Below are 13,704 nucleotides of genomic sequence, written 5' to 3' on the forward strand. Positions count from 1 at the left end.
ATAAATGAAACAAGACTGGAAGACAGAAACAGGTTTTCGCTTTCTTCAATGACCAATGACCAATGACCAATTAACTAATACACCAATAACCAAAGAGCTATGCTAAAGAACTACATCACCACCACGCTAAGAGGAATAAAGAGAAACAAGGTCTTTACGTTGATTAACCTGACAGGGCTTTCAGTGGCTATGGCCTGTTTTATTTTGGTAGGGCTGTATGTTCGTTACGAGCTTTCCTATGATCAATTTCATGAGGATGTAGAAGATATTCATTTGGTTAAAATGAAGAAGACCGAACAGTTTGGGGGCTCCTACGATCCATATTTGCCACCTCCTTTTGGCAAGCTGATCAAAGAAGGAACTCCTGGGTTAGAAGAGGTGACTACCACCGTAGCTGGAGCTGGAGGTATGTATGTTGTTAAAAACGGGACGGATTACATACGAGAGAATTTTTACACCATAGAAAGCTCCTTCTTCAATGTTTTTACATTTCCGATTCTTTACGGAGATAAGTCTAATTTATTTGACGATCCAAATTCAGTTGTGATTTCGAGAGAAATGGCCTTAAAGTACTTTGGGAGTGAAAATGCAATTGGCGAAACGCTGTCGGTAGATGGTAAAGGTAATTTTAGAGTTACGGGCGTTCTTAAAGACTTTCCAAACAACTCTCAGTTCCAACCTCATTTTTCTTTCTCATTGAACGATATGGAGAGCTTAGATTCATGGGGGTACAACACGTTCTTTATTTATATAAAAACACTACCTAACAGTGATCTCACTGAGATAAGAAAACGAATCGCTACTATATACAACACTAACAAACCCGAAGAAGCAATGTATGAGGGGAGCGAGGCAGAGTTAGGTTCTTTTGCAAATTCATATTGGCAATTATCAGGCAGTGGAGCATCATTGAATAACCGCGATAGAGGATTGGGGGCAAATAAGGACGTCATTTATTTGTGTTCAGGATTGGCTATTCTTCTGCTTTTTATTGCCTTGGCCAATTATGTAAATATGGCGACTGCTAAAGCCATGGAAAGAGCCAAAGAAGTAGGGATTCGTAAAGTGAATGGGGCTACTCAGAATCAACTGATCAAACAGTTTTTGGGTGAAACGCTCTTTTTCGCCTTGCTCTGTTTGGTGGTGGCCGTTATTATGGTAGAAATCCTTTTGCCTTCGGTATCCCAAATTATGGGCATCAGCCTGAAGATGGACTATGAAGACATTACCATTTTAGGCTACTTATTGGCCTATGCATTGTTTTGTGGTCTTTTGGCTGGTATTTATCCAGCGGTGCTATTGTCTCGTTTCAACCCAGTTAAAGCACTAAAAGGGCAGAAACAGCAAGGTCATTCTCGTTTTTCTCATCGCAGTGTTTTGCTCTTTTTTCAGTTCACCATTTCAGCTTTTATGATCATCGTGCTTTTGGTGGCCAATAAGCAAATCAATCATTATATCAATTTCGATCTTGGTTTTAATAAAGAAAGGGTGGTCAGTATTAGCATGACGAAGGAAATGTCTGAAAGGCATCAGGTTTTCTTGCAAGAGATAAAGAATATTAGCGGGGTTGAAGGGGTAACAATGGGGCCGCTTCCGGGAGGTGCGTTTGGCTTTAATACCTTAGAGTACAAAGAAAAAACTTTTAAAAATGTCCCTCGGGTTGAGACTGATGAGAGTTTCATCACAATGCTTGAAATTCCCTTATTGGCGGGTAGAAATTTCGACCCTGAAATTGCATCTGATTTCGACAATTCAATCATAATTAATGAATCCTTAGCCAAGAAGTTGGAATTGGTGGATCCAATAGGGGCAACGCTGATCTTTGAAGGGAGTACTAAAAGAGTGATTGGCTTGATCAAGGATTTCCTCATTACGGGTTCTATGTCGACAGCTGGAGATCTGATGTTAACACCGCTACTCAGTGGAAGGGTCAATAATCTATTGATCAAGGTGAACGCTCAGAACATGGCCAGCACCTTAGGGCAGATTGATGCCATTTGGGATCAGTTTGATTATAAGGATTCGTATCAATACCAGTTTTTAGATGACGCATATGAGGAAAAACTAAGTAGACTGCAAAACCTGACGTTAATCATTAATGGAGTTACCTTTGCTATTGTGGTGATTTCTCTCTTTGGGCTATTCTCTTTGGTGGCTTTTCAAACTTCACAGCGCATTAAGGAAATTGGCATTCGTAAAGTACTTGGCGCGAGTGCAAATAACATCCTCTTTATTTTAGCAAAACCCTATGCTTGGTTGATTCTTTTATCGTCTCTGGTGTCCATACCATTGGCCTATTACTTTATGGGCAACGCACTCAATCAATACCCGAACAGGATTGATTTGGACGCATCTTTCGGAGTCATTACTGTGATCAGTATTCTCGGTTTTTCAGCACTGGTTTTACTGAGTAGGGCACTTTCAACCATTAGAACGAATCCAGTAGATATTTTGAGGAACGAGTAAATGGGTAATGAATTAATGAGAGAGGGGATTAATGAATTAATGAGGGAAGGGATTAATGAAATAAGGGTTTGGAAAACCGAAGAGGTAACTTGGAAGAGCCCGCATAACTAATAACTCATACACCAATAACTAAACAAGCCATGCTACGAAACTACATCAAAGTTGCTTTTAGAAATTTGAGACGAAACAAGCTCTATGCTGGCCTGAACATTCTCGGTCTGAGTATCGGTTTGGGATCATTCTTTATCATCTATCTCTTCCTACAGAATGAATTGGCCTATGATCAGTTCCATGAAAAGAAGGATAGGATTTATAGGGTAGTAACAATTGCTGAAAGCGATTTTGGGGTAGAGAAACAAGCAAGTATGAGTCATGCCTTTTCTCAAAAGTTTGTTGAAGGGATACCAGGTATTGAAGCTTTTAGCAAAGTAGATAGAAATTCTGCTGTATTCAATTTTCATGAGGCAACGGAGACGGGTTCTCCAACAGAGACCTTAATTGTTGATCGTGATTTCTTGAATTTCTTTACGATCCACTTTATGTATGGTAATGCTAAGAGTGTATTCGATTCTCCCAATTCTTTGCTGATTAGCGAATCAATGGCCTTGAAGCAATATGGTACAACTGATGTTTTGGGTAAAACTGTCGGCTATTATGAAGACAGTTATATTATTAATGGAGTGTTTCATGACCTACCCAACAGTTCATCTATTAAGGCTGATGTGATTGTACTTAATGAGAAAATGAATGCTCGTCATGAGGTAGGGGCTTGGAGCGTAAGAATGAATAACCTACAAGCCTATATGCTGTTGAATGAGAATACGGAAGTAGCTGATGTTGAAAATAAACTCACTGAACTTTATTTAGAAAAGAATAAGTATGGGGCGGGAAGTAAACTCAGCCTACAGCCCATTTCCGAGGTTCATTATTCCTTAGATGTTAGGGATGAAGTGAAGGAAAAAACTGATCGTCAGTACGTTTCGATCTTTGCTTTGGTAGCCATTTTCATTTTAGCAAGCTCCATTTTTAACTACATCAGTTTATCTGTCTCCCAGTCTATTGAAAGAGCAAAGGAAATAGGGGTAAGAAAAGTGGCAGGCGCCAGCAGCAGAGAACTACGCAAACAATTTATAATTGAGTCATTATTGCATGTCCTAATCAGCTTTGTGCTTTCCATGATTTTAGTGGAATTACTTATTCCTCAATTAGAGGCTTTAGTAGAAAGGAATTTAGGCATCAGCGTTTTAGTACAGCCTATTCTTTTGCTCAAAGGCATTATGTTCGCCTCGCTTATAGCCCTTGTTTGCTCGTTTTATCCCACTTATTTGAGTACAAAATTAAAGGTGGTTCAAGTCTTTAAAAATGGTAAAGGTATTTTCTCTTCCCAACGATTGATTGGAGCGATCGGTATTTTTCAAATTCTGGTATTTGTGGTGCTTATCTGTGTTTCGGTCACGGCCAATCGACAAATGCGCTTTATGCGTAACGAGAATTTGGGTTTTGATAAAGATTATCAGTTGGTACTAGAAAATATTCCATACAGAGATTGGAAGGCTTATAAAAATGAAATATTGAAAATATCTGGGGTCAGAGCAATCAGCAGTGGCAGTCAACTTCCATATGATGTTACTGCTGCTATGAGCTTTAAAGAGTATGACTTTAATCTCAGTTTCTTCGAGATTGATGAAAACTACTTTCAGACATTGGGGATACCGCTATTGGAAGGACGGAATTTTTTACCTGAAGATGCTGATTCCACTAAATTGGTAGTGATTAATACAACAGCAGCTAATAAGCTAGGTTACAAAGAAGGTTCAGTTGTAGATAAAAAACTAGGAACTGGCTCTTCAGCCTATAAAATCATTGGTGTGGTCAGTGACTTTCATTTTGCGTCTAAAAAAGAACTTATAGAACCAATAGTATTTAAACACCATCCATCTCAGGGGTTTAACGGTCAGTTTATTGTTAGACTTGAGGGTGCCAATTGGGCTTCTACCTCCAAACGAGTTTTAGATGCTTACAACAAGATACCAAACCTTTATGCGTCTTCATATTTCTTTTTGGAAGACCGGGTTGATGCGCAGTACAAACAAGAAAATGTAATGATTACCATGTTAAACACTTTTACAGTGATAGCAGCTTTGGTGGCTTTTATTGGCTTGTTCGGCATTGCAGGTTATTCAGTAAAACGTAGGTTGAAAGAAATGGGCATTCGGAAAGTACTTGGGGCTGGTTTTATGAGTATTCAGAAAACGCTTAATGTTTCAAGTGTATGGAAGCTATTAATTGCGGTTGTTATTGCAGTCCCCGTTGTTGTGTATTGGATGGACAATTGGCTGAGTTCTTTTGCTTATCGCATTGAAATGCCTGTTTTCCTGATCTTCGGAGCCATTGCCGTTGCCTCAATCGTGATTTTTATTACCGTTTCCATTCACAGCATAAAAGCTTACTTAATTAACCCAGTGGAGATATTGAAAGATGAATGAAGCAATGAATTAAAGCATTAATGAAGGAATGAGAGAAGGGATTACTGAAACAAGGCTGGAAGTCAGAAATAGGTTTTCGTTTTCACCAATGACCAATGACCAATGACCAATTAACTAATAAACCGATACGTTATGTTACGGAATTATATAAAATCAGCTTTTACTAATCTAAAACGAAATACGGGTTACACGCTGCTCATGATCTTTTCATTGGCTTTGGGCATGTATTGCTTTGTAATGGCGGGGCTCTATGTACGCTATGAATATTCCAGAAACCTCAATCACGCCAATGCGGATAGGGTGTATAGGGTGATGCTAGATTATGAGCGATATCATCAATATATATCAGCGGATATGGTAGCAGAAATGCCGAATGTAAGTCCAGATATTGAGGCAGTCAACGTGATTAACTCCTATAACGGAGAAGTCTATTTAAGTAAGGATGATCAATCTTTCATTAGACAAGCAAAGGCTTTTTATACTGACGCCAATGTGTTCGATGTGTTTAGCTTTCCGCTTAAATATGGAAATCCTGAAAATGCTTTGGAGGGTACAGGTAAAATAGTGATTTCAAGCTTTTTGTCAGAAAGGCTATTTCCAAATGAAAACCCAATTGGCATGGAAGTTTTGGTTCATGAAAAGGGAGCATTCTTAATTAGTGGAGTGCTCGAAGAAGTTTCTGAATTATCAATATTAAATCCTGGAATCTTCTTTTCAATGGATCAGTTCGTAGCGGATACTAAAGCCAGTGGTGATACTGATGCGCTGTTAACTCATATCTTATTAAAGGAGGGTGCTGATATCAATCGATTTAAAGTGAGTTTGCTAAGGACTGCCCAAACAATGGTGTCTACAGAAGGGCTGAAAGGAATATACACCGAAAAACTAGCGGACGCCTACTGGGGGAACTCTCATTATGATTATGGAGCACAGTTTTATTCTCTTTTTGGAGCCTCCAAAAAAATGATAAAGACGATACTATATGTTAGCATAGGTGTGTTGCTTTGTGCTTTTTTGGGCTACGTAGCCATTGCGTTGAGCTTATCCTTAAAAAGGGCGAAAGAGGTAGGGGTTAGAAAGGTAAACGGTGCAAATGTTAGCACCATTCGAATTCAATTCTTAGTCGAATCAGTAGTTTATGCGGCAGTATCTTTACTGCTAACTGTTGTTGCTTTAGAGGTTTCTGGGAAGTGGGTTTCCGATTTGCTTCAAGTCCCCATTGGTCTGCAGATGGATCAACCTGAAGTGATTGTATTCCTAATCGCATTTACACTTTTTACAGGTCTTATTGCGGGTTTATATCCTGCATTCATAGTTTCTAAATTAAACCCTGTAAAAGTACTTTCTGGTTTTTCAAGTCCAACAGGTTCTGGCTTTGTGATGAAACGGGTTTTGCTTACAGCACAATTCGTGATTACCATCTGCTTGGTCTTCGGAGTTTATGTTCTGAAACTTCAAGTTTCCGAAATGGCCCAATTCGATAATGGCTATACGACTGAAAACATCCTGTCTTTCGACAATACAAATCCAGAAATGAAGAAGAATAGCACAGTGCTTTTAGAGTCGTTGCGTTCAGTGTCTGGAGTAGTAGAAGTAGCCAAAGGGCCATTTCCTCTTAATTTCAATGGTTTCTCTAAAGTAAAGATTCAAATGGGCGATAGTCTTATTCAAGATAACCCATCTAGAATATTTGTGTCGGAAAACTTCTTTGAAACTATGGGGATTAAGCTTCTAGAAGGAGGTTCTTTCAATGGAGTATCAGATGAAAACTCTTGCTTAATTAACGAGAGTTTTGCGGCTCAGCATGGTTTAGCAAGCCCATTAGGAATGACTTTGAGTGTTGATGGAAAGCCAAGAACAGTCATTGGCGTAGTGAGTAATTATGCAGACTGGGGGGTAAGTAATCCCACTCCGATGAGTCATGTGTTTCTGCCGGCTGTTGATAGCAAGTTCCATAGTTATTTACTGAAGATTTCTGACAATAATCAGGCTTCAGTTATGGCGCAGTTAGAAACGGTTTGGAAAACTTTTGACCCAGTTAAAGACTCGCGTATCTATGCATTAAGTGATAGGGTACAAGGTTCCGTTCAGAAGGTATCTAAAATTTCAACGCTCTTTAGCATTTTGGCGGGAGTAGTGCTTCTGCTTTCCTTTATGAACCTTTTCGGGATGGCCATTATGTTTGCTAATTCTAAAATGAAGGCTGTGAGTATCCGTAAGATTCTAGGTGCAAGTGTTCCTGAATTACTTGGAAGGTTGTCACTTCCTTTCCTTTATAGCCTTATTATCGCTTTACTGATTGCTTTACCTATTGGCTATTATTTGATGGAACAATACCTACAAGACTATGCCGTGAGGATAAGTCTTAATGCGGGTCAAGGCCTTATCGCTGGAGTCTTTATGATTGTACTGCTATTCGTAGTTATTGGCTTTAAAATGCTTCAATTCAGTAAAACCAATCCCGTTGAAGTGTTGAGGAAGGAGTGAGACAGTCAATAGTCAATGGACATTGGTCAATAGTTTGAGTTGACTAATTTACCAATGACAAATGACCAATTAACTAATCATAGACCATAAAAAAAGCGACTATCACTAGTCGCTTTTTTTATGGTATTAGAAATGTGCTTACTTCTTAATGATTTTAATCGCAGGGTCATTCTTTTTAACACCTGGGGTTCTGTCTAAGAATTCGTCATACAGTCTGATTTGCTGAGAAGTCATCGGTACTTTATAGCCATCAATGAACAAGTCAGTAATCTTAGAAGCCGTTTCGAATGGGTCGCCAGTAGAAACAAATACGTTTGCTTTCTTACCTACTTCAATTGATCCGATACTATTAGAAACGCCTAAAATTTCGGCTGCGTTGATTGTGATTGCTTTCAATGCTTCTTCTCTTCCCATTCCATATGAAGCAGCGAAACCTGCATGGTAAGGTAAGTTTCTCACATTTTCAGTATCACCAGTACGCAAAGCTACTTTAACGCCAGCTGCACTCATGATTCCTGGGTTTGCATAAGCTGCATCATATCTATCCGATCCACGTGTTGGAATGGCCTGAATAGGACCAGCGATTACAGGAATTTTAGATTTAGCAATTTCTTCCGCTACTCTCCAGCCTTCAGAAACACCAGTTAAAACTACTTTTTTATATCCTCTAGTTTTTACCCAGTCAATAGCAGCAAGGATATCCTTAGCTGCATTAGCCTCAATGAACAATTGCATTTCGCCTTTTACAACAGGTACTAATGCTTCAATTTCAGGGTAATTTCTTACGTCATTAGCTCCCTCAATTTTGGCATAAAGCTCAGCTTTGTCCCAAGCATCGTTTACTGTTTTTAGAGCTCTTTCAGTAGCCTTAGCTTGTTCTTCAGGAGATCTTCTTCTGAAACGTCCTCCACCAGCGGTAGAAGGGAAGTTCATGATGATTCCTTTAGCACCAGCAAACATTTGATCTGGAGTGTAACCGAACAAGTTGATTGCAGCAGCCGTACCTGGTAAAAACCCTCCGCTAGGAGTTGTCCATACTGTAGTAACACCGCTTACTCGAGTTACTGGAATAACAGCAGAATTAGGGTTTACCGCGGTTAAAGCTTGCATTTGAGGAGTTAAAGCACCGCTTTCGCTGTAATCTTGAGATACATCAATACTTTCGATTTCCTGTAAACCTACTTTGGTACCAGAATCAATCATACCTGGGTAAATTTCTTTGCCCTTGCAATCAATTACTTCCGCGTCATCTGGAATGGTAACATTGGCACCAACGGCTTCAATTATTCCATTGTTGATGATTAATGTACCGTTTTCAATAATACCGTTTGTAACAGTATAGATTTTAGCATTTGTAAGCGCGAACTTACCTGCTCTTGCTTTCATCACTTGGTCGTCTTCTTGCCCAAAAGAAAGAAGAGGGACGATTAAAGCGATAATGAGTATTTGAAATATTCTTTTCATAGCTTCTTTCTATTTTTTGTTGGAGAATAATGCTTCGAAACTAACTACGCCTTCTTCCATGCATCTGTCCTCATCATGACGGTTGAAAATTGAAATGTTTTCAACTGTTTCTTCAGGGTTGATATAGATGCGCTGATCGTCAATATCTGTGGCTCTGTCAAAATATTTAACACCGTCCACAAAAGTCATTACTGGAATGGCATAAACAGATAGGGGATGACCTTCAAAAATTGCGATATCGGCATCTTTTCCTACTTCAATTGATCCAACTCTATTGTCGATACCTAATTGTTTGGCAGGGTTTAATGTGATTAAAGAAAGGGCTTCATCATCGCTTAAGTCACCATACTTTTGTGTTTTAGCCGCCTCGTGAAATAAGTGACGGATTAACTCGCCTGAATCAGAGTTAATTGAAGTCAATACACCGTTTCTTGTAAGAATGGTTGCATTGTAGGCTGTAGACCAGTATACTTCTAACTTATAAGCCCACCAATCTGCAAAGACAGAAGCACCTGCACCAAACTCTGCCAATTCTGAAGCTACTTTGTAAGCTTCATTAGCATGCTGGTAGGTAAGTTTTTTGATTCCAAAATCAGTAAAAACTTTCATTAACATATAAATCTCATCGGCACGGTAAGAGTGGCAATGAACAAGTACTTTTCCATCAAGAATGTCTACTAATGTTTCCATTCTTAAATCATACTCAGGAGCTACTTTTCTAGGGTTTTTATCTGCTTTGTATGCATCCCACTTTGCTCTATAGGCAACAGCATCGTTAAATGAATTTCTCAACATGGCCTCCACACCCATACGGCTAGACGGCTGTATACCACGAGAACGTCCACCTCTAGTTGGGTTTTCACCCAAAGCGAATTTGATCGTTCTTGGTGCATCTTCAAATTTCATTTCCTCCGGGTTGGTAGTTCCGTAACGAAGCTTTAAAGTTTCGCTTTCACCACCAATTACATTGGCCGAACCATGAAGTGCGTGTGTAGAAGTTACACCTCCAGCCAATGCTCTATAAATAGAAACATCGAACGGATCGATAACATCACCCATGTTCACCTCGGCAGTTACCTGACTTGTTCCTTCGTTTACTGCACTAAGGGCAATATGAGAGTGAGCATCAATAATTCCAGGCATTACAAATTTACCTGTGGCATCAATCTCTTGAACTCCATTTGGAGCTTTTAGATTTTTACCAATTCTAGAGATTTTGCCATCGCGAACCAAAACATCTGTATTCTCCAAAGTACCTTTCGTAATGGTTAAAACAGTTGCGTTCTTAATAAGCACATCTCCCTTCTTTACCTGAGCATTTGCAACAAAGCCAGTAAAGAGAATAAGGGTTAGTATTAAAATATTCTTTTTCATGTTTTCAGATTTTATTGGCCGTCATCTTTAGTAGCAGTTAACGGAGTAGAGAAATTGAATGCAGAAACAGAAACCTCGGCATCGTACTGCTTGCCTGTAACAGTTCCAGTAACCACTAGTTCAACAGACTGACCTCCTGCGTCAATTGAGAACGAAAAGCTAAGCGTACCATTAACGTAGCTCACTTCTTGCATGTCGTTATCTGGGCCACCGTCATTGCTGGTTAATTTTCCGGTATATTCCGTACCTTCTTTTCCGATAATCATTTTACCAGTAGTAGCACCTTGTGGTGTTTCGAAGTTATAAGTCCAGCTACCTACAACTGGGTCGTTTCCAGCAGCAGCTGCTCTATTGCCATTTCCAGCAGCACTTTTTTCTTTGATTTCGAAATCATATTTGTCACCGTCTACAAACATAAATTTGATTTGAGAGTCTTTGGTGAAATATGGTGCGTTACTGATCATGATGTTGGCAATTTTGCCAGCCTCTACTGTCCCAGCAATTTTATCGATTCCTAAGATTCCAGCAGGGTTAGTAGTAAGTGCAGCAAGTGCATCATTTTCGCTCAAACCATTTTCAATCATAGTCAAAAGGTTGGCTTTTATTTTATTGCTGGTTACATCAAGCGAAGAAAAGCCAAACTTTACTCCTGTATTAGCAAGAGAAGCTGCTTGACCTGCATATTTCTTATAGAAGTCCATTTTTCTGGCTTCTAACCTTTTGGCCTCTTCAGTCATTTCATCTTTATCCTTTCCTTTGGCTTCTTTAGGCGCATCAGGTAAATCAAGAGATAAGAATACATTGGTGCCATTTTCTTTAAAGGTTTGGCCTAAATCCCATGCTTGTTTTACGTTACCCACCATTAGTTTAAAGCCTAGGTCTTTCTGTAACCTTATAGCTCTTTGTACTTCAAGAACCCCAGATACATCAAAAATAACCGGACGTTGCTTAGTCACAACAGGGAAGAATGCCTCTGTTACTCTATCTCTTTCTGGTCTTTCTAATCCGCTTGGGTTTTGAGCGTAAGAATCGAAATGCTTTTTGTCGTTTTCAGCATTGCGATACAGATTTCTAAATTTCGCCATAATACCCAATACATTACCAGGGTAAGCACCAGGAGCACCAGCAAATTGAGTGAACATTGAAACATCTTTAGACAAAACAAGGTCATCAGCATGTTTTTTATCACCCAAAAGAATGATAGAACCCGAACCTGGTAACATTCTACCGAATGGTACAGAGTGTGAGATAGCAAAACCTTCTTTTCTCAATGAGCCAATGGTATTGCTTTCTATGTCCAGTTGATCTACAAGACTGCGCTCAGGAGTAATTCCAGCATAATCATTTGGAGGGTCTGGGCTAAAAAGGTTGTTAGGGCGAGGCATGTTTTCAGGGCGTTTTGCTCCTGTGTTAGACAAACCATCAATAAAAGCAGCATAAACAAATAAGTCTTTGCCATCAATTAGTTGAGCGTTTTTAGGTACCGTTACATTGGTTCCTACGGCATCGATTAGGCCGTTTTTAATCACTACGGTGGCTCCTTTTAATTCCTTACCAGGTGCCTGAATCACCGTAGCATTGGTGATGGCGAAGGTTCGGGTTACTGCCGATTCTCCAGTAGGGTCACTTTGAGCATTTAAGCCAATTGTGCTTACTGTAAGCAGCATAAGGAAAACCGCGCGAATGGTTTTCATTAATAGTAGTTTCATTCTTAGCGCTTTGAATTGTTGAAAATAAAAAATGTAATATATAAGAAACTGTTGCTGTTTTCAAAGGCAAATATAAGAGTGGTAACTATGCTATTTAAAGGAGTAGAGAAGCCAAATTACGGATAATCTTGAAATACAATTTTTAAGGAGGAAGTGAATATGGGGCTCAAATGCAATAAAAAGGTCATGTCGAAAATATCGACATGACCTTTCAATATAGGCTAACTAGTTAGTGCTTAGTTGTTGTTGATCACAAAATCAATATCAACTCTTCTGTTTAAGGCTCTTTCTCCAGAGGTAGCGTTGCCTGTTTTTGGTGCTTTTTCTCCAAAACCTTCAGACATTAATCTGTTTGCGGCAATACCTTTATTGATGAAGTATTGTCTCACCGTTTCAGCTCTATTTTTAGATAACTGGTAATTGTAATCCGCAGACCCTGTGCTATCAGCATGACCATTGATGTCAAGTTTGATACCTGGATTTTCTTGTAAAACTTTCAAAATATCATCTAGTGCTTCGTATGAACCTTGAGTCAAGGTTGCTTTATCTAATTCGAAAAGAATATCTTGAGCTGCTTCAATCAATTTCACTTTAATAGTTTCTTCTGATTGTGGATTCATTGCGTCAATAGCTTGTTGAGTACATCCGTTTACTGTACCGTAAGTATTTGGACAAGGGTCTTGAGCATCTGCAACACCATCGTTATCTGAATCTGGGCATCCACCTAGGGCAGGGCTACCTGCTGTATTTGGACAAGCATCATAAATGTCTGGTACTTTATCTCCATCGCTATCAGGACAACCGTTCATTGTTCCAGCAACATTCGGACAAGCATCATAAATGTTTGCAACTCCATCATTATCATCATCCTCTAATGGACAACCGTTGTTTTCTCCAACACCGGCTACATCAGGACAAGCATCTTTTCTATCAATTATACCGTCACCGTCAGAGTCTGTATCCTTCTGGAATGAGAATTTAACACCGATATTATATTGTAAATAGCTATAGGTGTCATCAATAGTGTTTTTGTAAGTAGCCTGCGTAACAAGACTGGTTTTATCGTTTATGTTAAGGTTAAAACCTGCTGCCAATGGAATTAATGCATGTGTACCGTCATATTCACCGTAAAAATACTCTTGGTCTTGCATATTGGTGATACCAAAACCTGTGGATAAGAATGGTGCAAAAAATGCATCTTCTTTCATAATGTATCCATTATTAAACTTATAAGTTAAACGAGTTACAACATCTGTAATTAGTGCTCTAAACTCATTTTCGTGTTGCATTTTACCACGTGATAAAGCCAACTCTGCGTTCAAGCTAGGGTTAATGTAATAATCAGCAGCAACTCTAAATCCTACATGGTCTATATCGCTGAAGTTGAACATACCGTCATCGTAATTCTGACGTAGTTTATTATGTGTGGTTCCGATTTCAAATCTCCAACGGTCGTAACTTGTTTGACCCATGGCCATTGCACCGATGCAGAGGAATGTTAGTAGTATAATTATCTTTTTCATGTTTTTAAATTTTTGGTTTTGACCTCAGAGTGACTATAACCTTGCCGACAATGGATTATAGCTTAAAAACACGTATGTTATAATTATAACTTATAATAGTTATAATATAAGACGAATTGGTGTGTGATTTTTCTACACAACTGTGTAACTAAGTGGGAATTTCGGTGGACAAGCATAGTGAGATGCTAGGCCTGA

At 39.1% G+C, this 13,704-nt stretch carries 7 protein-coding genes; 3 read left to right on the forward strand and 4 right to left on the reverse strand.

Features of this window, described 5'->3' with window-relative positions; genetic code table 11:
* The first annotated feature begins 99 nt into the window (after positions 1–99).
* From MB14_RS12510 to MB14_RS12520, 3 genes are all read left to right on the forward strand, one after another.
* On the forward strand, positions 100–2,466 hold the full coding sequence (locus MB14_RS12510) for an ABC transporter permease (protein ID WP_062592065.1): 2,367 nt from the start codon (positions 100–102) through the stop codon (positions 2,464–2,466).
* A gap of 140 nt (positions 2,467–2,606) precedes the next feature.
* Positions 2,607–4,952 carry an ABC transporter permease gene (locus MB14_RS12515; RefSeq protein WP_084376062.1) on the forward strand — a complete coding sequence of 782 codons (2,346 nt, stop codon included), beginning with the start codon at positions 2,607–2,609 and terminating at the stop codon, positions 4,950–4,952.
* A gap of 132 nt (positions 4,953–5,084) precedes the next feature.
* A complete protein-coding gene (locus MB14_RS12520) occupies positions 5,085–7,439 on the forward strand; it encodes an ABC transporter permease (RefSeq protein WP_084376063.1) in 2,355 nt (784 codons plus the stop codon).
* A gap of 138 nt (positions 7,440–7,577) precedes the next feature.
* Here the strand turns inward: MB14_RS12520 and MB14_RS12525 are convergent, their stop codons facing one another.
* The 4 genes from MB14_RS12525 to MB14_RS12540 all read right to left on the reverse strand — a co-directional run bounded on the left by MB14_RS12525 (position 7,578) and on the right by MB14_RS12540 (position 13,509).
* Positions 7,578–8,903, reverse strand: coding sequence for an amidohydrolase family protein (locus MB14_RS12525; protein ID WP_062592072.1), 1,326 nt, complete (start codon positions 8,901–8,903; stop codon positions 7,578–7,580).
* 9 nt (positions 8,904–8,912) lie between these two features.
* Positions 8,913–10,277, reverse strand: coding sequence for an amidohydrolase (locus MB14_RS12530; RefSeq protein ID WP_062592074.1), 1,365 nt, complete (start codon positions 10,275–10,277; stop codon positions 8,913–8,915).
* An 11-nt stretch (positions 10,278–10,288) separates the two neighbouring features.
* Entirely contained in the window at positions 10,289–11,986 is a 1,698-nt protein-coding gene (locus MB14_RS12535) for an amidohydrolase family protein (RefSeq protein WP_062592076.1), read from the reverse strand.
* Between the two features lie 236 nt (positions 11,987–12,222).
* Entirely contained in the window at positions 12,223–13,509 is a 1,287-nt protein-coding gene (locus MB14_RS12540) for an OmpA family protein (protein ID WP_084376065.1), read from the reverse strand.
* Between the last annotated feature and the right edge of the window lie 195 nt (positions 13,510–13,704).

This window comes from Roseivirga ehrenbergii, from assembly GCF_001593005.1.
GTDB classification, from domain to species: Bacteria; Bacteroidota; Bacteroidia; order Cytophagales; family Cyclobacteriaceae; genus Roseivirga; species Roseivirga ehrenbergii.